The following is a 23,572-nucleotide window of genomic DNA, read 5'->3' on the forward strand; positions in this document are numbered from 1 at the left end:
TAGGAACGGCTTTTTTATATTGCGTATGGTAAAGCAACATGCAACAAAAGGCAGTAAGAAATTGTTGAATGCTTGGGCATTTTATGATTGGGCAAATTCGGTTTACAGCCTAGTGATTACTTCGGCCATATTTCCCATTTTTTATGGGGCTTTGTTTAGAATGGCAGAAGTAGAAAAAGTGACTGTCTTTGGCGGTGAGATAGCACGTGCCCCGCTAATTAGTTACGTAACTTCCATAGCATTTTTATTTATAGCAGTGCTGACACCCCTTATATCTGGTGTTGCAGATTATTTAGGTAATAAAAAGCTTTTTATGAAGTTTTTCTGCTATTTGGGGGCGCTCTCTTGTATAGGTCTTTATTGGTTTTCTCTAGAACAAATATACTTTAGTTTAACCTGTTACTTCTTCGGATTGGTTGGGTTTTGGATTAGTTTGGCTATTAATAACTCCTATTTGCCAGATGTAGCCTTTCCCGAGCAACAGGATAAGGTCAGCGCCAAAGGGTTTTCTCTTGGTTATGTTGGTAGTGTTTTGTTGTTGCTATTTAACCTAGCGATGGTTATGAAACCAGATTTTTTCGGAATAGAATCTGACGTCTCGGGTGTTGCGGAAGTGAAAGCGATGAGGTATTCTTTTCTTACAGTTGGAATTTGGTGGGTAGGATTTGCACAATACACCTTTTATTTCCTTCCTCAGGGATTTAAAAAAGAGGGAGAACGACAGAATATAGTTCTCAACGGTTTTAGAGAGCTTAGAGGGGTATGGCATAAATTAGGGGAACAGATTAAACTGAAGAGATATTTAGCGGCCTTCTTTGTGTATAGTATGGCTGTACAGACGGTAATATTAATCGCTACCTACTTTGGAGAAGAGGAAATAAAATGGGGTGGTGATAATGAGCGAACGATGGGACTTATTATTAGTATTCTCGTAATACAATTAGTAGCAATTGTTGGTGCTATGGTTACGGCCAAAATGTCTGCTAGATTAGGGAATGTTAGAACGCTTATCATTATAAATTTACTGTGGTTGGCAATTTGTATTTATGCTTATTTTGTGGTGACCCCTACCGACTTTTATTTCGCAGCAGGATGCGTGGGATTAGTGATGGGAGGGATACAGGCGCTTTCTCGTTCTACCTATTCTAAATTTCTACCAGAAACCACGGACACCACCTCTTTTTTCAGTTTTTATGATGTAGCCGAGAAAATAGGGATTGTAATAGGTACTTTTATCTACGGATATATAGCCCAGGCCACAGGAAGTATGCGAAATGCTATTATATTTTTAGGAGTGTTCTTCCTAGTTGGTTCCTTTTTATTGAATAGGGTAAATAAGGTAGATAAAGGGTAGTCTGTTTAGAAGCTATTCTTTCTTTTTAAAGGAGATTCCCCCATATTCACTGCTAATAGAAATAGACTTACCGCTATTCTGGCTTCCATAGAATCCTTTGTAATAGTTCTCGCTAGATTTCTCATTACTGACTTCTATCGTGAAATTTTCCTTGCCGCTCACCCCAGCATAGGAAGTTTGTATTTCAAAATTAAAATGATAATCAGGAGCATAGCCTAGTTTTATCCCTGTGTATTCTGTCTTCAGTTGTAGGTTTCCTGCATCGGATGCTATTTCATCAATTTTTATGGAGCCGTAACTAGACCTAATATTTAGGTCGCCATGGACTTTGCCGAGAACGATATTAATATAATCGCCTTGGCCTTTTATATTTCCTAGCTTTCCTACGGCTAATTTTCCATAATCACTGGTATAGGTAAGGTCTTCCATACTATTTATATTGGTATTGGTGTAATCTGCTACAATATTTAAATTACCAGCTTTTTCTATGGTAAAGTCAGAGTAGTCTGCACTTATACTTCCACTGTTAATATAGTCTATTCTAGATCGGGAGGTATAGTCAAAAGACAACTTATTGTTTTTACCGTGCAGCTCTCCTATTTCTAGTCTGCCATAGTCACAACTAATATTTGCGTGCCCATCTATTCTATTCAGAAAGATGTTCCCATAGTCGTTACTAAGGTTAACGCTATTTTTTATGGGAATCTTTATGGTGTAATTTACCTGCATGTTTACATGGTTATTTTTTCTCCAGCCCCAGTTCCAATTGCTTTTAGATTTATTAAATTCTGTTGTGGCGGCAACCATGGATTTCGTCGCTTCAAAATCAATAGTTATTTCATCTAATTTACGTTGAACCATTTCCTCATTATCGCCTGTGGTTTTTACCTGTACCTCGATTAGGATACGGTTTTCATTCCAAGAGATAATGTTTAAGTTTCCATAGCTATTTTTCACTTTTAATAGGGCATCAGGGTTTACTACATATTCTTTTTTAATTATTTTCTCCTTAGTGTATTTCCCATTTAAAATTCCGTCTGTGGCATTGGTAAAGAAGGGGATAGTCAGTATTATTGCGATAATATATCTATGTAATATTGTTTTCATCTTTATGATCTTTTAAGGTTTTAATTTCTTCTATTTGTTGTAAGATCTCATTTAATAAATCTATTCTTGTTTGAAAATTCCCAATCATAGCGCTTAGGATTAATTTACTGTTACCTCCATTTAATAAGTCTTGCTCCATTTTTTTATAATCGTTTTCTAGAGTTCTGAGTTGCATCATGGCATCGGCGATTATTTTCTCAGTTAATGGACTATTCTCATTTTGAAGCTGTTTTACTTGCTCTTCTATTAAGCCTGCGAAGTAATTTTGGGTATTGGTAATTTCTGAGGAAATACGGGATACCTGTTGCTCTACTGTAGGATTGTTATTACTTAAAATATAGGCTAAGGAGAATAATAAGATTATTGATGCGGCTATAGATAAGGGTTTCCACCATGTTGCTTTATTTTTTGATAAAGGTGATTTTGGTGAAGACTTCTGCAACTTGTTGATAAATCGTTCCCGGTGGCCGTTTTGCGGTTCTTCTAAGTCAAACTTCCCATGAAGTTGGCTAAAGAGTTTATCTACATTATTTCTTTCTATCATAATACGGAATTTAATTTTTCTCTAAGGCTACTTTTGGCTCTAGACATAATGGTTCTGCAATTGGCATTGCTGATGTGCATAATATCGCTAATCTCTTCGTAATCATAACCTTCAATTAAATGTAGTGTTAGGGCAATTCTATAATTGTCGTTCAATAATTTCATGGTTTCGAGTACTTTTTTAGCCTTTGGATTTTCTTGTTCAGTATCTAAAATATAGCCATTCTGGTCTTCTACCTTGTATAGAACGTTTTCTATATCAACCTCTTGTCTTTTGCGTTGTTTTCTATATTCTTGTATACTATTGTTAATCACAATTCGTTTTAACCAAGCACCAAAACTCACCTCCCCTTTAAAAGTGTTTAATTTTGTAAAAGCACTTAAAAAGGACTCTTGCATTACATCTTCTGCAATGGCGCTATCTTTTACAATTCTATTAGAGACGTTATACATGCTTTTGTAATAGCGATCATAGATCTCTAATTGTGCAGAAGGGTTTCCTTTTAAGCACAGTTGTAAAAGTGAATCAATATGTATCTTTTCTTGGCTCAAAAAAGGAATCGATTTTATTAATAGATGTAGTAATTTAAGGTTTGTTACAGTTTATTTATATTAAAAATGTGAGTTGGCATAGGAATTGCCTAATTAATAGTAGTTATAAATTGAATAAAATGGCTTGATTCTATATTTTATAGGGGTTGAGCGAATATTGAACATAAAATTAAAAATACAGTTCTGTTCAAAGTTAAGTGACAGAATGACCGAAATAAAAATATGGGTAATTTGAAAAAATTAAAATTTGACACTATGTCATTGCAGGGCATCGATGAGGATGCAGAGTTAATTCCCTTAATGACAGCTGAGGACGAGGAAGAGATAAACAATGAAAGTTTACCCAATACCTTGCCTATTCTGCCATTAAGAAATACCGTTCTGTTTCCAGGAGTTGTAATCCCAATCACGGCTGGTAGAGACAAATCTATTAACCTTATTAAGGATGCTAATAATGGCTCTAAGGTTATTGGTGTAGTTTCTCAAAAAGATGAGGAGGTTGAGAATCCAGGGGTAAAGGATATAAATACCTTAGGAACAGTTGCTAGAATATTAAGGGTGCTACAAATGCCTGATGGTAATACTACGGTTATTATTCAAGGTAAAAAGAGGTTTGAGGTTGCTGAAGTGCTTACCGAAAACCCGTATATGACCGCTACGGTTCGTGAAACTAAGGAAATAAGACCAGATAGGGATGATAAGGAGTTTAGAGCAATTATAGACTCTATAAAAGAGCTTTCCTTGAAGATTATTAGAGATAATCCCAATATTCCTAGCGAGGCATCTTTTGCGATAAAAAATATTCAGAGCGATTCCTTTTTGATCAACTTTGTTTGCTCTAACCTCAATTTGAGTGTACAGGAGAAACAAGAGCTGTTAGAAATTGGGAATCTACAGGAGAGAGCTTTGGCTACCCTAAAACATATGAATGTTGAGCTTCAAAAATTGGAACTGAAAATTGATATTCAGTCCAAAGTGAGGAGTGATATGGATCAACAGCAGAGGGAGTATTATCTACATCAGCAAATGAAGACTATCCAAGAAGAGCTTGGTGGTATTTCATATGAGCAGGAAGTAGATGAAATGAGAGCGAAGGCGAAAAAGAAAAAATGGGATGAAAAAGTTGCAGAACATTTTGAAAAAGAAGTTTCTAAGTTGCAGCGAATGAATCCGCAAGTAGCGGAATATTCCATTCAGCGTAATTACCTAGAGCTTTTCCTAGACCTCCCATGGAACGAATTTTCTAAGGATAAATTCGACTTAAAAAGAGCTCAGAAAATATTAGATCGAGATCATTACGGCCTAGAGGATGTAAAGAGAAGGATTATAGAATATCTGGCGGTTCTTAAGTTGCGAAATGACATGAAATCGCCTATACTTTGTTTATACGGACCTCCAGGGGTGGGTAAAACCTCCTTAGGGAAGTCGGTAGCAGAGGCGCTGGGTAGAGAATATGTACGTATTTCTTTAGGAGGATTAAGGGATGAAGCTGAGATACGAGGTCATAGAAAAACCTATATTGGAGCTATGCCTGGTAGGATTATTCAGAGTTTGAAAAAGGCAGGTAAATCTAACCCTGTGTTTATCTTAGATGAAATAGATAAGTTGTCTAGCAGTCATCAAGGAGATCCTTCTTCAGCTATGCTAGAAGTTCTAGATCCTGAACAAAATAGCGAGTTTCATGATAATTTCTTAGAGCTTGGATATGATCTTTCTAGAGTGATGTTTATTGCAACTGCGAATAATTTATCAAGTATTCAGCCTGCACTAAGAGACCGTATGGAAATTATAAATGTTACGGGTTATACCATTGAAGAAAAGGTGGAGATTGCCAAAAGACATTTATTGCCAAAACAATTGAAGGAGCATGGTCTTACTGTTAAAGACCTTAAAATTGGAAAAGTACAGCTAGAAAAGATTGTAGAAGGATATACCCGTGAATCGGGAGTGCGAACCTTAGAGAAACAAATTGCCAAAATGGTGAGGTATGCGGCCAAATCTATTGCTATGGAGGAGGAGTATAATTTAAAGGTTAGCAATGAGGATGTAGAGAAAATTCTGGGGCCTGCTAGGCTAGAAAGAGATAAGTATGAGAATAACGAAGTTGCAGGAGTAGTAACAGGTTTGGCTTGGACTAGCGTTGGTGGGGATATTCTATTTATAGAGTCCATTCTTTCTAAGGGGAAAGGAACGCTTACCATAACAGGAAACCTAGGAACTGTAATGAAAGAATCTGCAACTATTGCTATGGAGTATATAAAGTCTAACAGCGATAGGTATGGAATTAATCCAGACGTGTTTGATCAATATAATGTGCATATTCATGTCCCTGAAGGAGCAACTCCAAAAGACGGACCTAGTGCTGGAATTACTATGCTAACCTCCTTAGTGTCGCTCTTTACTCAGAAGAAAATTAAGAAGAGTATAGCGATGACCGGTGAAATAACCTTAAGAGGAAAGGTATTGCCTGTTGGAGGTATAAAAGAGAAAATCTTAGCGGCTAAACGTGCAAAGATTAAAGAAATTATACTGTGCGAGGACAATAGAAAGGATATCCTAGAAATAAAAGAGGAGTATTTAAAAGGGTTAACTTTCCATTACGTAACCGATATGCAAGAGGTTATAGATATCGCTATTACGGATCAGAAAGTAAAGAATGCTAAGAATTTGGAGACGTTTAATAAGCATTTAGAGAAGGGTGGTAATTAGGTGCCTTATGATATAGTTTTAGGAACCTTACCAAGCCTCTGATGTCAACTTTATAGTTGATATTGTATATAAATCACACTTAGTGAGTAAAAAATGCCTGTCTCGATTAGAGACAGGCATTTTTGCTATAAAATAGAAGGGTTGTTTTAATACTTTGAAGTATTTTTACTGATTAATAAGGTTGTTAATAAGGGGGAGTACCATAAAGGGAAATTGGCCCGATATCAAAATTTATAATCCCATGGGAAAAATAACTATAGCTATTGATGGATTTTCATCAACTGGGAAAAGTACGATTGCTAAACAATTAGCGAAATTGCTTGGATATGTGTATGTAGACACCGGTGCTATGTATAGAGCAGTAACCTTATATGCTATGCAGAAAGGGTATATTGGTAATGAAAATGAAGAGGAAAAAATAGATGAGTTAATTGCCGACCTGTCCAATATAACTTTGAAATTCGTATATAACGATACTCTTGGATTTTCCGAAATGTACTTAAATGGGGAAAATGTAGAAAAGGAAATAAGAGCATTGCCTGTTTCTAAATTGGTAAGTAGAGTTGCCACTTTAGAAGAGGTGAGGAAAAAATTAGTGGCAATGCAGCAAGAAATGGGGAAAGACAAAGGCCTTGTTATGGACGGAAGGGATATTGGTACCGTTGTATTTCCCGATGCAGAATTTAAGGTTTTTATGACCGCTTCTCCGGAGACAAGGGCTTTTAGGCGTTATAAAGAGTTGTTAGACAAAGGAGAGAAAGTAACCTATGATGAGGTGTTGAAGAATGTGAGGTATAGGGATTATACTGATTCAAATAGAGAATTTTCCCCTTTAAAGAAAGCAGATAGTGCTATTGAATTTGATAATAGTGATATGGGTTTAAAAGAGCAATTAGAGCGTATCTATAATTTTGCATTGCGTAAAATAGAGGAGACTAAAGCATAAACGCCTTTTTTATAATAGTTTAGGAAAGGCGGATGCCCAACAAGTTGATGTTGGATATCCGCCTTTTTTAATTAAGAATCTGACGTTTAGTTTGGAATAACCAATACTTGATCGGGATGGATTACGTCAGGATTTTTAAGGATATCGGTATTGGCTTCAAAAATTTTCTTGTACTTCATAGGGTCTCCATAGTACTTTTTGGCAATCTTGCTTAGAGATTCTCCGCTTTTTACAGTGTGTCTATGGTATACACTTTCATCAGCAACAGTAATATTAGCTTTTATATCAGAAGGGTTTTCACCACCGATCTCTTTTATTTTATCCCACAATATATTTTTTTCATATTGGGTTTTTGTTTCGCCTTTAATTTTTAAAATTCCGCCTTCTTCGGAAACGTCTCCATTCTTAACGTTTAATTTTTCACCTAGGTTTAACACCTCTTGATACTTCGATTTTACGCTCATATATTTAATTTTTAATGGTTATGATTTTAGACTACAATATAAGGGTTTATTGGCTTGGTAGCGTGTAAATTACAATAAAATGTGTGCTCGTTTGATGTCATTTTGGTTTTATGTTGGTAAAACCAAAAATTAGATGTAAATTTGCACTCCTTTTTTAACAAGATACCAAGAGGAAAAAGGATGAAAGTAAAAAATAATTATAACAACTTCCCTGGATATTGTTTTAAACTCTTGTAACTCCTTGGAATACAAATTATAAATCAGCAAATGGCTGAAGACAAAACACCAGCAGAGGTAGAAGCTACTACTAATGCTACTCAAGAAACAAAAGTAGAAACCCCAGCTCAAGATCCAAAAGAGTTTTTGGAGAATTTTAACTGGGAAAAGTACGAGCAAGGTATTGAGCGCGTTGATGATTCCAAATTACAGGAATTTGAAGATATGGTTGCGGAAAACTTTGTGGATACTGCAGACGAAGAAGTGGTAGAAGGTACAGTAGTTTACCTTACCGAAAGAGAGGCAATAATTGATATTAATGCTAAATCTGAAGGGGTAATATCACTTAATGAATTCCGTTACAATCCCGATTTAAAGGTTGGAGATAAAGTAGAGGTGTTGATTGATATCCGTGAGGATAAAAGTGGACAATTAGTTCTTTCCCATAGGAAAGCTAGAACAATCATGGCATGGGATCGGGTTAATGCCGCTCATGATAATGAAGAAATTGTTAGTGGTTTTGTAAAATGCAGAACTAAAGGTGGTATGATCGTTGACGTTTTTGGAATTGAAGCGTTCTTACCAGGTTCTCAAATTGATGTTAAGCCAATCCGCGATTACGATCAGTACGTAAACAAAACTATGGAGTTCAAGGTGGTTAAGATTAACCATGAATTTAAGAACGTAGTTGTTTCGCACAAAGCGTTGATCGAAGCTGACATCGAAGAGCAGAAGAAAGAAATCATCAGCCAGTTAGAAAAAGGACAAGTATTAGAAGGTGTTGTTAAAAACATTACTTCTTACGGTGTGTTTATTGATCTTGGTGGTGTTGATGGATTAGTTCATATTACTGACCTTTCTTGGAGCAGAATCAACCATCCAAATGAAGTGGTTGAACTTGATCAGAAACTAAATGTGGTAATTCTTGACTTCGACGAAAACAAGTCTAGAATCCAGTTAGGTCTTAAGCAATTGGAGAAACATCCATGGGATGCCTTGAGCGAAGACATTAAAATTGGTGATAAAGTAAAAGGTAAAGTAGTTGTTATTGCAGACTACGGTGCATTTATTGAAGTTGCTGAAGGGGTTGAAGGATTAATTCACGTTTCTGAAATGTCATGGTCTACTCACTTACGTTCCGCTCAGGATTTCGTAAAAGTAGGAGATGAGATAGAGGCTGTTGTATTAACATTGGATAGAGAAGATCGTAAAATGTCTCTTGGTATCAAGCAATTGACTCCAGACCCATGGACTGATATTACTTCTAAGTATCCTGCAGGTTCTAGACATAAAGGAATTGTACGTAACTTCACTAACTTTGGTGTATTCGTAGAATTAGAAGAAGGAATAGACGGATTGATATACATTTCTGATCTTTCTTGGACTAAGAAAATTAAGCACCCATCAGAGTTTGTAACCGTTGGTGATACTTTGGAAGTGGAAGTTTTAGAATTGGATGTTGAAGGACGTAAATTAAGTTTAGGTCATAAGCAGACTACTGAGAACCCATGGGATAAATACGAAACCGAATTTGCTTTAGATACAGTTCATAAGGGAACTATAGCTGAAATAGTAGACAAAGGTGCTACTATTGAGTTTAATGAGGATATCGTAGCCTTCGTACCTACTCGTCATCTAGAAAAAGAAGATGGTAAGAAATTGGTAAAAGGTGAGGAAGCTGAATTTAAGATTATTGAATTCAATAAAGAATTCAAGAGAGTAGTAGCTAGTCATACTGCTATATTCAGAGAAGAAGAGAAACGTAATGTAAAAGCCGCCGCTAAAAAGGCTGCAGCTTCTGCAGACGAAGCTAAGCCTACTTTAGGTGACGCTAACGAAGCTTTACAAGCGTTGAAAGATAAAATGGAAGCTGGCAACAAGAAAAAGTAAGAAAGCCTCTATTTTAGGAAATATAAGAAAGCCCCGGCATATGTCGGGGCTTTTTTTGTATTAAATAAGCTTGTAATACGGTGTGCATCAGCTATTAAAATTTTGATGAAACACTAATTCGTTAACAATCCATTATATTAGATAGAAATCCCTACTTTTGTAATTCAAAGGCATTGGACAAAATATCTATGAGTCAAAAAGTATTACTTTCTTCTAAAGAAATAAATATTATCCTTCATCGCCTGGCTTGCCAATTGTTGGAGAATCACCTTAACTTTAAGGACACTGTGCTAATTGGTTTACAACCAAGAGGTATTTACCTAGCAGTACGTTTAGCCAAAATTCTAAAGGAGGACTATGGCGTGGATCATATAGATCTAGGGTTCCTAGATATAACCTTCTTTAGAGACGATTTTAGACGAGGTGACAAAACATTGGAGGCTAATAAAACCAAGATAGATTTTTTGGTGGAAGATAAAAATGTGGTGTTTATAGATGATGTTCTCTATACGGGGCGTAGTATAAATGCAGCTTTAACGGCTATTCAATCATTTGGAAGGCCCAAAGAGGTGGAATTACTGACGCTAATTGATCGTCGTTTTAGCAGGCATTTACCCATACAGCCAAATTATAGAGGCAGGCAGGTAGATGCCATAAATGGAGAAAAGGTAAAAGTAATGTGGGAGGAGAATGATGGGGAAGACGTTGTATATTTAGTAAAGACATAAGCGCATGAGCGAATTGAGTGTAAATCACTTGTTGGGGATTAAATATCTGAAAGAGTCGGATATTCAGCTCATTTTTGAAACTGCAGATCATTTCAAGGAAGTTTTAAACCGATCTATTAAAAAAGTTCCTTCGCTTCGTGATATTACCATAGCGAATATCTTTTTTGAAAATAGTACGCGAACAAGGCTTTCTTTTGAATTGGCTGAAAAACGACTCTCTGCAGATGTAGTGAATTTCTCAGCAGGGCAATCCTCGGTAAAGAAAGGCGAAACCTTAATAGATACCGTAAATAATATCCTATCTATGAAAGTAGATATGGTAGTAATGCGTCATCCTAATCCAGGAGCTGGAATATTTTTATCTAAACATGTTAAGTCTGCCATCGTTAATGCTGGTGATGGTGCCCATGAACATCCAACGCAAGCTTTATTAGATTCCTATTCTATTAGAGAAAAGCTAGGGGATGTAAGTGGTAAAAATGTGCTTATAGTTGGAGATATTCTCCATTCTCGAGTAGCACTTTCTAATATTTTTGCCCTAAAATTACAAGGCGCTAATGTAAAAGTTTGCGGTCCTAAAACCTTAATGCCTAAGTATATTGAGTCTTTAGGGGTGGAGGTAGAGCCAGATTTGCGAAAAGCGCTAAATTGGTGTGACGTTGCTAATATGTTGCGGATTCAGAATGAGCGATTAGATATTAGCTACTTCCCTACTACAAGAGAATATACCCAACAATATGGTGTAAATAAAGCACTTTTAAACAGCTTAGATAAGGAAATTGTAATAATGCACCCCGGTCCTATTAATCGTGGAGTGGAGATTACAAGTGACGTTGCCGATTCTAAACAATCCATTATCCTAGATCAGGTAGAAAATGGAGTGGCTATAAGAATGGCAGTAATATATTTGTTGGCTTCAAAAATTAAATAATAGACTTATGATTTTAGATAGAGAAGAAAAGGTAACTATTGTATTGCAGGAAAATACTTCCTTAAATGCATTTATAGCTAATTTTAAAGAGAGCTATCCAAAGATTAAAAATGATAATATTATTCTCAATCTTTTTTCTTTTTCCAAATTAACATCAGGAGATGTTTTGGAGTTTTTAGAGCTTTCTGATACTCATAGGAAATCAAAAAAATCGTTTGTTTTGGTTACAGATAAAGTTTCTTATGACGAAGTTCCCGATAGCATCTGTGTGGTTCCTACCATTCAAGAAGCTAGAGATATCATAGAAATGGAGGAAATAGAGCGGGAGTTAGACTTATAGGTAGAAAAATAATGTCACTCTAATCTGGGTGGGTAGTGCATTTATTTCCAGTTGTTGGTTTAATATGGTGGTAAAATTAACTTTATTACTTAGTTGTAGTGTGTTGGAAGAGTGCTAAATTGAATGAATCTCCTTTCCCTGATAAAATCCCAAAATGAATGTCTTCAAGTTAGTATAGGAATGGAAAGCTTAAAACAGTTCCTTAATAATGAAGGAGGAAAGTTTTCATTTTAAATGACAGGCAGATCATAGATTTATTATAAGCTCATATTTTTCTTTTACTAATTTACTCCTAGCCAACGCAACTAAGCCTACAAGAACACGTTGAATAAGATTTATCCTTTCTTGTTATTTATTGTATTTTAGACTTCCAATTAGTGTCCTATTTTCTGTTAGTGTGGTTAATTATCCGTGTAGGTTTTGGATTAATATAGAAATGTATTTTTAACCCTAAGGGATAAATGGTAAGTTAGGAGAATTATTATTTGTTCTTATTCTAAGTTTCAATCACATTGTGATATATGGAACATGGCTCCTAAGGAATAAATCTAGTTAATTGTGAATATAGATTTCTTTAAACCCTATAGGTAGATTGTTAGATCTGCTTAAAATTATCTTGTTTTATGAAGCTAACCATTTTAGGATGCTATGCAGCTACTCCTAGATCTTTAAAAAATCCTACTTCTCAAGTGTTGGAGATAAAAAATCACTTGTTTTTAATTGATTGTGGTGAAGGTACTCAAATGCAATTGCGAAAACAGAAGATTAAATTCTCTAGAATAAATCATATTTTTATATCTCATTTACATGGCGATCATTTTTTTGGATTACCTGGATTAATTTCAACTTTTCGGTTATTAGGCCGTAACACAGAATTACATGTTTATGGGCCTAAGGGAATTAAAGAAGCCATAACTTTACTATTGAAATTAGGTGATTCTTGGACCAATTATCCACTTTATTTTCATGAGCTTAATTCTAAAGATTCGGAGGTGATTTTTGAAGATGGTAAAGTTACAGTAAGTACCATTCCGCTACAACATAGAATTTATACGAATGGCTTTTTATTTAAAGAGAAGCCAGCGGAGCGAAAATTAAACGTAGAGGCAGTTGCGAAATATGGAGTAGATAAATGTTATTTTCATAATATAAAGCAGGGAAAGGATGTAGTCTTAGATAATGGAGAAATAGTTGATAATCGTTTGGTGAGTTTTGACCCATTGCCCGCTAAGAGTTATGCATTTTGTAGTGATACTCAGTATTCTGAAGAAATTATACCCTTGATAAATGAGGTGGATGTTCTTTATCACGAAGCTACTTTTTTGGAATCTGAAAAAGCTTTGGCGCCAAAGACAAAGCACTCTACGGCCATAGAAGCTGCTACCATTGCCAAAAAGGCCGGAGTAGGAAAACTAATACTCGGTCATTTTTCTACTCGTTATGCATCTACAGATTTATTTAAGGAAGAAGCAGTTTCTGTGTTTCCCGAGGTGGAATTGGCAGAGGACGGTAAATGCTTTGAGTTTTAATTAATTGTTAGTCAGTGTTGTGTATTGATGAACTGATTTAGTAGTGCAAGATTAGTTGTATAAAGTATCTTTTGCAGTCAATGAACAAAAAAATTCCATGCTGGACTTATGTAATTTGGTTTGTTTTGTGCAAATTTGTAGTTAGGGATAAGTCGATTTGCAGTAGCAAAAAAGCCTGTATTTTAGCTAACTAATTGCGGGTTAGTAATTTAAGTTTCCTTTCTCCAATTTCAATTCGTCCTTATGCAAAAAGATTTAGGCAGTTATAGAAGATCTTATGAAAAAAGTGAGCTTTCTGAGGCTAGTATTTCAGATAACCCTTTGGAGCTTTTTCAAAAATGGTTCTATGAGGTAGAAGCTAGCGGAGGTGTAGATGAGCCTAACGCTATGACTGTTTCTAGTATTGGGGCTGACGGATACCCTAAAAGCAGGGTAGTGTTACTGAAGAAATTTACTTACGAAGGCTTTATTTTTTACACCAATTATGAAAGTGAGAAGGGGAAAGCTATTCTTGCGAACTCTAAGGTGTGTATTTCTTTTTTTTGGCCAAATATGGAAAGGCAAATAATTATTAAAGGGAATGCAGAGAAAATAGCCGAAAATTTATCCGATGGGTATTTTGAGTCAAGGCCAGAAGGTAGTAAGTTGGGAGCTATAGTATCACGACAAAGTGAAGTGATTCCGAATAGGGAGTATTTGGAATCCAAATTGAAAGAACTTGAAAAGTCGTATTTGGACAAGGAAATCGAACGTCCCAGCTATTGGGGCGGATTTATTGTAAAGCCTGTGTCTATAGAGTTTTGGCAAGGAAGGCCAAATCGACTACATGATCGGATACGATATAGTCTGCAAGCCGATTATGATTGGAAAATAGAACGTTTGGCACCTTAGCTAAATCCTACTTTTACTTTTGTAAGTAAGGGTAATTAAAATTAGAGCGATGAAAACAATATTATTGGTAAGGCACGGGAAGTCTTCATGGGATTACGGTGTTTCGGATAGAGACAGGCCACTTAAGGAAAGAGGGATTAGGGATGCTGCTAAAGTAGCTAAGGAGTATATGAAAAATAGTATTAATATTGATGCTGCTTACTCTAGTCCAGCGAATAGGGCAATGCACACGGCGATAATATTTTTAAGGACAATTAACTTTTCATTGGAAAACTTTAATCTATCGCATACCTTGTATGACTTTTCGGGGGATGATGTACTTAGGTTTATCCATTCCCTAGATAATAGTAAGGATACGGTACTGCTATTTGGCCATAATGAGGCCTTTACTCATATTGCCAATACTTTAGGAGACGTATATATAGAAAACGTTCCTACAAGTGGATTTGTAGAAATAAAATTTGACACTAATGATTGGAGCGCAGTTGTAAAAGGAACAACAGAGCGAACATTATTTCCAAAATTAATTAAAGAATGATCAAGTATAAGAATCAATATATAAACAGAGAAATTAGTTGGCTGAGTTTTAATGAGAGGGTCTTACAAGAAAGTGCTGATAAAAATGTGCCCTTAATTGAACGTTTACGCTTTTTAGGAATTTTCTCTAATAACCTAGATGAATTTTTTAAGGTTAGGTATGCCACTGTAAAACGAATTGTAAGTGCTGGTAAAAGCGGTAAAAGTGTATTGGGAGGAGAGAGTGCAAAGGACCTTCTAGAAGAGATCACTGAAATTGTAATAAAGCAGCAGACCTTAAGTCTTAAGATTCTTGGTAATATTAAAAAGGAATTGGAGGCTGAGAATATTTTTGTAATCGATGAAACCGAAATTACAGAAAAGCAAGCCTGCTTTATAAAAAATTACTTTATTGAGGAGGTAAGTCCCCTGCTAATGACTATCATTTTAAATGATACGGTAGGCTTTCCTATGTTAAAGGATACTGCGGCTTATTTGGCTGTTAAGATGATTCTTAAAAAGCAGAAGGGATGCAAATCTCAGGAAAATCAGAAACGCTATGCGTTAATCGAGATTCCTAAGGGTATTGATCGTTTTGTAGTGTTGCCCAAGGAAGGTGATAAGAATTATATAATTATTCTGGATGACCTTATTAGGTATTGCCTCGATAGTATCTTTAATATGTTTGAATACGAGTCCATTTCTGCGCACATGATTAAGATTACGCGAGATGCAGAATTGGATATTGATAATGATTTGAGTAAAAGTTTTATTGAGAAAATATCTTCTAGTGTAGAACACCGTAAAATTAGTGATCCAGTCCGTTTTGTTTATGACAAGAAAATAGGAACGGATACCCTAAATTTCCTAAAGGAAAAAATGGATGTAGAGGATACAGATAGTGTTATTCCAGGAGGGAGATATCACAATAGAAGAGATTATATGGGCTTCCCTAGCTTAGGAAGAAAAGATTTGCTATACGAGCCTATAACTCCTCTGCCAGTAAAAGGTTTATCATTAGAAGGGAGTCTTTTTGAATGTATTGCAGAGAAAGACTTTTTACAATATACACCCTACCAATCCTTCTCTTATATTATTAAGTTTTTAAGAGAAGCGGCCCTAGATCCGAAGGTGAAGAATATTAAGATCACTGTGTACAGGTTGGCCAATAATTCCCAAGTAGCTGCATCATTGATTAATGCTGTTAAAAATGGGAAGCAAGTTACAGTGCAAATTGAGCTTCAGGCTAGATTTGACGAACAAGCCAATATAGAATATGCAGAACAACTACAGGCAGAAGGTGTAAGGCTGATCTTTGGGGTACGTGGTTTAAAAGTTCACAGTAAAATTTGTTTAGTAGAACGTCAAGAAGGGAATCGTATTAAACGCTACGGATTTGTAAGTACTGGTAATTTTAATGAATCTACGGCACGTATTTATACAGATTATACCCTGTTTACTGCCCATGATGGAATTTTAAAAGAATTAAATAAGGTATTCGATTTCTTCGAAACCTCTTATAAGATTCAAAAATATAAACACCTTATTGTTTCTCCCCACTATACAACCAATGTATTTAAAAAATTAATAGATAAGGAGATCCAGAATGCCAAGGCAGGGAAGGAAGCATATATAAAAATTAAAATGAACAGTTTTACTTCCTATAAAATGGTAGATAAACTGTACGAGGCTAGTAATGCAGGTGTTAAGATTCAGTTGATTATTCGAGGAATATGTTGTCTGATACCTGGTGTGAAAGGGTTGAGTGAAAATATTGAGGCTATTAGTGTGGTAGATAAATTTTTAGAGCATCCGAGAATATTTATTTTTGGAAATGAAGGTAATCCTAAAGTATATATATCCTCTGCAGACTGGATGACGAGAAACTTAGATTACCGTGTAGAAGTTGGAGTTCCTATTTATGATAAAGATGTAAAGCAGGAGCTTTTAGATACCTTCGAAATCTCTTGGAAAGATAATGTTAAAGCACGTGTTTTTTCAGAAAACCATGACAATGCTTATAGAAAAAATAAAAACGCCAAGGTAAGGTCGCAGTTTGCAACCTACGATTATTATAAGAATAAATTGGAAGAGCAGTCAGAAAAAAATAGTCATGAGTGGAGTAAGATGCTACGGTAATTCAATTGTTGTAATTTGCTCACTGAATAATGAGCTCATTTGAGGTAATAAGAATGCTGCTGCTTTTGTGTTTGTTTTTAGTGTTATTCACTCCTATCTCATAGGTTTGCTCCAAGATTATAGATATTGTTATTACAGTAAAAACACGAAGCCCTCTTTATCAAGAGGGCTTCGTGTTTTTGTTATGGGAATTAAAATTTAAGTGTCAACCTAAAGATCTATAATTACTATCCGTGTACAGTTTCTTTATTCCCTAAATCTTTCATTATTTCCGCTTCATAAGTAAGCAGTGCATCCCATTTTTTATCTACCTCCTTACGGTCGCCATATTGTCTTGCGAATTTTAGGAACATGGTATAATGTCCTGCTTCGCTAACCATAAGTTTGTGGTAGAATTCAGCAAGTTCCTTATCTTCTAGTTCTTCAGAAAGGAGCCTGAATCTTTCGCAGCTTCTAGCCTCAATTAGGGCAGCATATAGTAACCGGTGTACTAATTGAGTAGTTCTACTTCCTCCTTTGGGGAAGAACTTCATCAAAGCAACCACATATTCGTCTTTCCTGTCTCTTCCTAAGGCTTTTCCGCGTTTTAGAATTCGGTCGTGAACCATTTTAAAATGTCCCATTTCCTCTCTTGCAAGTGCCACCATCTCTTCTACTAGCTCCGTATATTCTGGGAAGCTTACAATTAGTGAAATAGCCGTGCTCGCTGCTTTTTGTTCGCAGTAAGCGTGGTCCGTTAAAATTTCATCTATGTTCTTTTCTACAATATTGACCCATCGTGGGTCTGTTGGTAATTTTAAGCCTAGCATATCTTTTATTTCTAACTCAAAAATAGAAAGAATAGCGCAATGTCCCATACTATATTAAGAGATAGTTTTATCTTTAAACCGAAGAAGGTGTATGATTATAAAAATAAACGCCGTTATCGGATCAGCAATAAAATTTGGTCTGTTATAAAATCATTATTTATTAAGCGTATTATGGCATTTAAAAAAGTTAGTGAACAGTTATTAGGAATATTAGAACATAATGTTCTAGAGGGTGAAAGGGAATGGTTGTTATTAAAACTGAAGCAAATAATAGGGGAAAAGTCCACCAGGGATTTATATATGACCTATAGTTTAATTCCTTCTAAAATTACATTGACAACCTCTTTGTCTCTGCAATTGGCTGACGCAGATCTAAAGGCGTATTTAAAATTACAGGAGGCCAATATTCAACAGATATCTAGAATATATCTTCTTGTCCGAGTATTAGAAGAGAATTCAGAATTTTTCACACCTAAAGTGGCAAATATTATACAAGTAGCAGATACGGGTGAATTAGAGACCTTTTTAAAGTTTTTGGTTCTTTTGCCCAATCCTGAAGAGTACAAGAATCAAGCTGTAGAAGCATTAAGAACAAATATTGCTACGGTGTTTAATGCTATTACAATGCATAATCCATATCCTGCGTTGTATTTTAATGACCAACAATGGAATCAGATGTATCTTAAGGCTGCTTTTATGCAACAGGATCTTAGAGGGATTCTATCTGTAGATGAGCGTGCTAATAAGGATCTAGCTAGAATCATTTCTGATTATGCTCATGAACGATGGGCAGCATCTAGAGATATTGACCCCTATTTTTGGCGACCTGCTGCAGCCTTCTTGGAAGATGGGTTATTGCCAGATATGGAAAGACTATTTAAAAGTGACAATGTTCTAGAGAGAAAAGTTGCCTCACTTTGTTGTGTTGCCTCGGAATCTGAGCAGGCTAAAAGCTTGTTATTAAAACACCCTGAGTTTGTAAGTCAAATTGAATCTGGTGAATTGAGTTGGGAGAATTTAGAAAAGTAATATGCCTCGCTAGAGTTATTACTTAATATAAAAAGAGCCTATTTCCATGATTGGGAATAGGCTCCTTTATATTTAGACTCTTAAAAACTCCCCTGCTAATCAGGGGAGTTTTCTTTTATTGATCTGTTTTAACTAGAATTTTCATCATTAGTATCCTGGGTTTTGAACCAGATTTGGGTTGTTTGCTACGTCTTGAATTTCAGGGAGGTAATTCATTTCTATAAATTCATAAGAAATATTCTTAAAGGCCATGGGACCATGGTCTCCTTGAATCATTAAAGGACCTGTTGCCGATTCCTCTGAGGCAATAGATCCTCCGGTAGGAATAGGGACTTCCACATTGCTGTGAATCAACACTCCATTTAATTCTACGGATACAAATTTAGCATTGGCAATCTTTTCTCCGATGTCATTAAACCTTGGGGCTTGGAAATGTATTTTTAAAGTTTGCCATGATCCAGGAGCCTTATAAGGACTAGCCTTAGGGGCAATACCCATAAATGCTTTTGAAGGCTCCGTTTCCCAATTTCTATGAATACCCCCAAAATCACTAGAGGTCGGATTAGTAACACCGTAACTATCTTTTATTTGCAATTCATACCGTCCCTGTAAATATATTCCAGAATTCGATGCTTTTGGTATAAGGACTTCCATCTCTAACTTTATGTCGCCATGTTCCCATTGTGTAAGCAGGTTGTCTTTTTGTGTAAAACTGTAGTTGTTCAATAAAACTCCTGTTCCTGGTGTAAACGCTATGGGGTTGGTCTTTTCTAGATGTTTTTTCTGTTTTCTGTTTTCTTTTTTGCTCTGTTTCTGAAACTCTTCGTCCTGATGGGTGTATACGGAAACATATGGATTAGCAGTCACATCACCAACAATTTCCCAGTTCCCAGCTTGATCAAAAAAGTCACTTAGGTTGTTAAGAGGTAGTCGCTCTTGTGCTAATGCTACTGAACCACAAAGTAGCGCGCTGAATAAAATATTGATTTTCATTTTGGTGTGGGTTAAGTGTTAATTTATTAGTTCGGATTAGTTGTTTAAAAAAGTTGGAATTTAGATATTAATAACTCTTTTTATCTAACGGTAAAAATGGAAAGGTGTTGTGTTTAATTTTTTTTATCTGAAAAAAATCGATGTTCTCTCACTCTTCATAGATGTAAGGTAGTAGAGATAATATAAAGGTCAATTTTGAAAAAATATGATTGGTATTGCTATAAGTGTCAGACACTTGATCCTAGTATTTTCTTTACTTTAGTAATATCTATAAATAATTTCTACACCCCCTATTGTTTAAAACTTGTAAAGGGTTCAATAAAATAATAAAATGAGAAGGAAAGCAGTCGCGTCGTTTTTATTAACTGCCATTTTTGGGGTATTAATATCTTGCTCTAAAAGAGTGGAAAAAGTGTTGGTGTTTAGTGAAGTAGTAGGGAGTGAACATGATTTTTTAAAAGTGAGCCTAGATAATTTAAAATTATTGGGAGAGGAGAATGGGTATCAGATAGAAATATCTGATGATGTCACCAATTTTACAGATGAAATTTTAAAGCAGTACTCTGCTGTTTTATTTTTAAATTCTACAGGGGAAGCTTTAAATGCTCCCCAAAAAGCAGATTTTGAAAGATATATCCAATCTGGAGGTGGTTTTGTAGGGGTATATTCCACTGAAGTTTCGGATGTTGATTGGCCGTGGTATAATAAATGGGTGGAGAGGTCTATTGTTGAGAAAGCTAAAACTGCCGAGGAGAAACAGACAGAATCACTAAAAATAAATCCTAGGGTTTGGAATCATGACTACGATGGAGGAAGAGTTTCTTTTATTACTCTAGACCAAGCAGCTGAATCCAAAGAGAACTCTAATATTTATAAAGATATATTAGAGGGGATAGAATATGCTAAGAGTAGGGAGAGACTAAATTACAATAAAGCTAGGACAGAACGGATTCCAGAAGAAAATAGATATCTCAGAACGGTGTTAGACTTTAACTTAGACGAACCAATGGAGTTAGATGAGTTACCGGGAAGAGGGATTTTGTTTATTGAAAGAAGAGGGGCCTTAAAGCTCTATGATTTTGAAAAGGAAGAAACGCTCCTTACAGCTCAATTGCCATTGTTTTATGGGAATGAAGACGGATTGTTAGGGCTTGCAGTAGATCCTAATTATAAGGATAACAATTGGATTTACCTGTTCTATTCTGTTGAGGGAGGTGAATCTAAACAACGTGTGTCGAGGTTTGATCTAGTAGATAATACCTTGGATTTTGATTCGGAAAAAGTACTGTTGACTATTCCTACTTTACGTAAATGCTGCCATAGTGGAGGAGCCTTAGAATTTGGACCCGATGGTAACCTATTTATTGGTGTGGGGGACAACACCAATCCTTTTGAATCCTCTGGATTTGCTCCTATAGATGAACGTGAGGGAAGGGCGTTGTGGGATGCTCAAAGATCGGCGGGAAATACCAATGATCTTAGAGGAAAGATTTTGCGAATAAAACCTGAGGATGATGGTACTTATTCTATTCCAGAAGGGAATCTTTTTCCAGTTGGTACGCCAAACGCTAGGCCAGAAATATATACTATGGGATTGCGTAATCCATTCCGATTTTCCATAGATAGTAAAACGGGATATGTCTATTGGGGAGATGTGGGTCCAGATGCAGGAAAAGGAGACTCCAACCGTGGTCCACATGGGATGGGGGAATTTAATCAGGCTACAAAAGCTGGTAATTGGGGTTGGCCCTACACCCGTGGTAATAATCAAAGATATAACGATTACAATTTCACTACTGAAACTTCAGGGGCTAAGTTCGATCCAAATAATCTTATCAATGATTCACCTAACAATACGGGGTTAAAAGAATTGCCACCGGCACAAGAATCTATGATTTGGTTTTCTTATAAAGAGTCGGAAGAATTTCCTTGGTTGGGTTCAGGTGGGGTAAATCCTATGGGCGGACCTGTATTTCATTCAGAAGATTTCCCTGATGCTAAAAATAAATTTCCTTCCTATTTTGAGGGAAAACTTTTGCTTTATGAATGGATGAGGGATTGGATTTATGTAATTACTTTGGATGAAGATCAAAAATATGTAAAAGCAGATCCCTTTATGCCTAGTAGTGAATTTTCACACCCTATGGATTTGATGTTTGGATCTGATGGAAGTCTATATGTATTGGAATACGGTCAAAAATGGAACTCACGGAATATGGATGCCCGTCTAAATAGAATTCATTATGTAGCAGGGAATAGAAAACCTATTGCAAGGATTACTACAGATAAAACTGTAGGAGCTGCTCCCTTTACCGTTCAATTTTCGGGAAGTGAATCTGAGGACTATGATAGGGATAAACTAACCTACAAATGGTTTTTCACGGCCGATAGTGTACAAGATACCAATGAAAATGCGAGCTATACGTTTAAAGAGCCTGGAAATTATACGGTTCGCTTAGAAGTAACCGATGAGGCTGGGAATTCTGCTTATGGCACAACAAAAATCTTGGTTGGTAATGATGAACCTGAGGTGGAAATAAACGTGAATACCGAGAATTATATTTATTGGGATAATAGAACCCTAGATTACGCTGTAAACGTTGTAGATAAGCAAGATGGTAGCACTGCTGATGGTACAATTGACTCTAAATCAGTAAAGGTCACATTTACTTATATTCCTGAAGGTGAGGATATGGTAAAAGCTACTTTAGGCCATCAACAAAATACGGTGCCAGAAGGGAAACTCCTTATCGATGGAACTGACTGTAAAGCCTGTCATGGTGTTAATGAGAAAGTTAACGGTCCTAGTTATAATGAAATTTCGAAGCGTTATACGATGACCGATAAGGCGTATCTGGTGGATAAGATAAGAAATGGAGGATCAGGAGTTTGGGGAGAGGGTATGATGTCTGCACATCCACAATTAAAAGTTGAAGAAATAGATAAAATGGTAGATTATATCCTATCCTTAAATAAAAACACAGAGAGTGATGAAGATTTACTTCCATTAAAAGGTACCCTAAACTTTAAAGAACATATAGGAAAAGGCAGTGAAGGTAAATATGTTATTACAGCCTCTTATTTAGATAATGGCGGCGAAGGATTGAAAGAGGGGAGATTGTCATCACAAGCTCAGATTATTTTTAAATATCCTAAGCTACAAGCGGAAAACGCGAATGAGTTAAGTGAGGAGCTTACCACATGGGATGCAATGGGAGATAATTTAGTTGGAGGTATAAAGGATGGCTCCTATCTTACTTTTAATAATGTGTTATTAACGGGGTTGAATGAAATTCGCTTGTCTATGTTTTTTGGCCCTGATACCCACTATCGCGGAACTGTTGAAGTTAGGGAAGGCGGTGCTGAAGGAAAAATAATTGGTTCGGGTACAATAGACCATTATAATGGTAAGGATGGACTTAAAAAGGAGATGGATATTCGCGTTTCTCCAAGTGGAAACGAAAATACAATTAGCTTAGTGTTTAAAAATGAGACCGATAAGGAGTTGGTAATCACAAATTTGGATTGGATGTCGGCTCTAGTTTAAGTTTGCGTTGATATTAGTTTTTCATACCTAGTGTCTATATTTCTGTATCTGGCATAGGTTCCAATGTCTTCAACGGTCTTGGGAACAAAGGCCTGGAGCATGTCCTTACTACCCTTGAGGTGCTCCTTTACCCTAAACCAATTCAGATACTGCTGAAGATATTTGGTCGAAACGCCCCAAAAAGTGCCGTCTATCCATTTCTTTAGTCTATTGTGCGTGGAATTCACATGTTGTATATGGTAAACGCCTTGCTTTACCCGTTGTTTTATAATTCCCTTCAGGGCATGGTGTTCCAGTTTTCGATCCATTGCAAAACCTTTGTAGATTACCGATGCATCA

20 protein-coding genes are annotated in these 23,572 nt (G+C 36.0%); 13 read left to right on the top strand and 7 right to left on the bottom strand.

Translation table 11 applies throughout. The features are described from left to right. Positions 1-25: 25 nt before the first annotated feature. Positions 26-1,354 (top strand): MFS transporter, encoded by a 1,329-nt coding sequence (locus H344_RS0107110; RefSeq protein ID WP_026809684.1) that lies wholly within the window; start codon positions 26-28, stop codon positions 1,352-1,354. 12 nt (positions 1,355-1,366) lie between these two features. Here the strand turns inward: H344_RS0107110 and H344_RS0107115 are convergent, their stop codons facing one another. Genes H344_RS0107115 through H344_RS0107125 form a run of 3 tightly spaced genes read right to left on the bottom strand, consistent with a single transcriptional unit; the run spans position 1,367 to position 3,556 of the window. After that, complete coding sequence (locus H344_RS0107115; RefSeq protein ID WP_026809685.1) at positions 1,367-2,461, bottom strand: DUF4097 family beta strand repeat-containing protein; 1,095 nt, start codon at positions 2,459-2,461, stop codon at positions 1,367-1,369. Then, a complete protein-coding gene (locus H344_RS0107120; RefSeq protein ID WP_026809686.1) occupies positions 2,442-3,005 on the bottom strand; it encodes a hypothetical protein in 564 nt (187 codons plus the stop codon). The genes H344_RS0107115 and H344_RS0107120 overlap by 20 nt, the downstream gene beginning before the upstream one ends. After that, a complete protein-coding gene (locus H344_RS0107125; RefSeq protein ID WP_026809687.1) occupies positions 3,002-3,556 on the bottom strand; it encodes an RNA polymerase sigma factor in 555 nt (184 codons plus the stop codon). Before H344_RS0107125 ends, H344_RS0107120 begins: the two co-directional genes overlap by 4 nt. Before the next feature lie 222 nt (positions 3,557-3,778). Between H344_RS0107125 and lon the strand changes: the two genes are divergently transcribed. Next, on the top strand, positions 3,779-6,265 hold the full coding sequence (lon, locus tag H344_RS19820) for an endopeptidase La (protein WP_051254170.1): 2,487 nt from the start codon (positions 3,779-3,781) through the stop codon (positions 6,263-6,265). Between the two features lie 241 nt (positions 6,266-6,506). Continuing rightward, positions 6,507-7,211, top strand: a complete 705-nt coding sequence (gene cmk / locus H344_RS0107135; RefSeq protein WP_026809688.1) for a (d)CMP kinase — start codon at positions 6,507-6,509, stop codon at positions 7,209-7,211. Between the two features lie 86 nt (positions 7,212-7,297). Here the strand turns inward: cmk and H344_RS0107140 are convergent, their stop codons facing one another. Beyond that, positions 7,298-7,675, bottom strand: coding sequence for a LysM peptidoglycan-binding domain-containing protein (locus tag H344_RS0107140; protein ID WP_026809689.1), 378 nt, complete (start codon positions 7,673-7,675; stop codon positions 7,298-7,300). Positions 7,676-7,942: 267 nt separating this feature from the next. On the opposite strand from H344_RS0107140, the gene rpsA reads away from it, so the two are divergent. From rpsA to ppk1, 8 genes are all read left to right on the top strand, one after another. Then, entirely contained in the window at positions 7,943-9,781 is a 1,839-nt protein-coding gene (gene rpsA / locus H344_RS0107145; protein ID WP_026809690.1) for a 30S ribosomal protein S1, read from the top strand. A gap of 188 nt (positions 9,782-9,969) precedes the next feature. Then, complete coding sequence (gene pyrR / locus H344_RS0107150; RefSeq protein WP_026809691.1) at positions 9,970-10,509, top strand: bifunctional pyr operon transcriptional regulator/uracil phosphoribosyltransferase PyrR; 540 nt, start codon at positions 9,970-9,972, stop codon at positions 10,507-10,509. Between the two features lie 4 nt (positions 10,510-10,513). After that, positions 10,514-11,440 (top strand): aspartate carbamoyltransferase catalytic subunit, encoded by a 927-nt coding sequence (locus H344_RS0107155; RefSeq protein WP_026809692.1) that lies wholly within the window; start codon positions 10,514-10,516, stop codon positions 11,438-11,440. 7 nt (positions 11,441-11,447) lie between these two features. Further along, positions 11,448-11,780, top strand: coding sequence for a hypothetical protein (locus H344_RS0107160; protein ID WP_026809693.1), 333 nt, complete (start codon positions 11,448-11,450; stop codon positions 11,778-11,780). Between the two features lie 623 nt (positions 11,781-12,403). Then, positions 12,404-13,309 (top strand): ribonuclease Z, encoded by a 906-nt coding sequence (locus H344_RS0107165; protein ID WP_026809694.1) that lies wholly within the window; start codon positions 12,404-12,406, stop codon positions 13,307-13,309. Positions 13,310-13,552: 243 nt separating this feature from the next. Beyond that, complete coding sequence (gene pdxH, locus H344_RS0107170; RefSeq protein ID WP_026809695.1) at positions 13,553-14,200, top strand: pyridoxamine 5'-phosphate oxidase; 648 nt, start codon at positions 13,553-13,555, stop codon at positions 14,198-14,200. A 49-nt stretch (positions 14,201-14,249) separates the two neighbouring features. Beyond that, the gene (locus H344_RS0107175; RefSeq protein WP_026809696.1) at positions 14,250-14,738 is read left to right on the top strand and encodes a SixA phosphatase family protein; all 489 of its coding nucleotides are present in this window, start codon (positions 14,250-14,252) and stop codon (positions 14,736-14,738) included. Continuing rightward, positions 14,735-16,855: a polyphosphate kinase 1 gene (gene ppk1, locus H344_RS0107180; protein WP_026809697.1), complete on the top strand. Its 2,121-nt coding sequence runs from the start codon at positions 14,735-14,737 to the stop codon at positions 16,853-16,855. Before H344_RS0107175 ends, ppk1 begins: the two co-directional genes overlap by 4 nt. Before the next feature lie 227 nt (positions 16,856-17,082). Here ppk1 and miaE read toward each other — a convergent pair whose 3' ends face one another. Beyond that, a complete protein-coding gene (miaE, locus tag H344_RS0107185) occupies positions 17,083-17,664 on the bottom strand; it encodes a tRNA-(ms[2]io[6]A)-hydroxylase (RefSeq protein ID WP_026809698.1) in 582 nt (193 codons plus the stop codon). A gap of 171 nt (positions 17,665-17,835) precedes the next feature. Here miaE and H344_RS0107190 point away from each other — a divergent pair, with 171 nt between their 5' ends. Beyond that, the gene (locus H344_RS0107190; RefSeq protein WP_034256302.1) at positions 17,836-18,693 is read left to right on the top strand and encodes an EboA domain-containing protein; all 858 of its coding nucleotides are present in this window, start codon (positions 17,836-17,838) and stop codon (positions 18,691-18,693) included. Between the two features lie 147 nt (positions 18,694-18,840). Here H344_RS0107190 and H344_RS0107195 read toward each other — a convergent pair whose 3' ends face one another. Further along, positions 18,841-19,686 carry a 3-keto-disaccharide hydrolase gene (locus H344_RS0107195; protein WP_026809700.1) on the bottom strand — a complete coding sequence of 282 codons (846 nt, stop codon included), beginning with the start codon at positions 19,684-19,686 and terminating at the stop codon, positions 18,841-18,843. Between the two features lie 331 nt (positions 19,687-20,017). Between H344_RS0107195 and H344_RS19825 the strand changes: the two genes are divergently transcribed. Then, on the top strand, positions 20,018-23,233 hold the full coding sequence (locus H344_RS19825; protein WP_051254172.1) for a PQQ-dependent sugar dehydrogenase: 3,216 nt from the start codon (positions 20,018-20,020) through the stop codon (positions 23,231-23,233). On the opposite strand, the gene H344_RS20985 is transcribed toward H344_RS19825, so the two are convergent. Next, positions 23,230-23,572 (bottom strand): transposase (locus H344_RS20985; RefSeq protein WP_205667133.1); only part of this gene is annotated, 343 nt, incomplete at its 5' end. The two genes, H344_RS19825 and H344_RS20985, sit on opposite strands and share 4 nt — an antisense overlap.

The sequence above is a fragment of the Arenibacter latericius DSM 15913 genome, assembly GCF_000424985.1.
In the GTDB taxonomy this organism is placed as follows: Bacteria; Bacteroidota; Bacteroidia; order Flavobacteriales; family Flavobacteriaceae; genus Arenibacter; species Arenibacter latericius.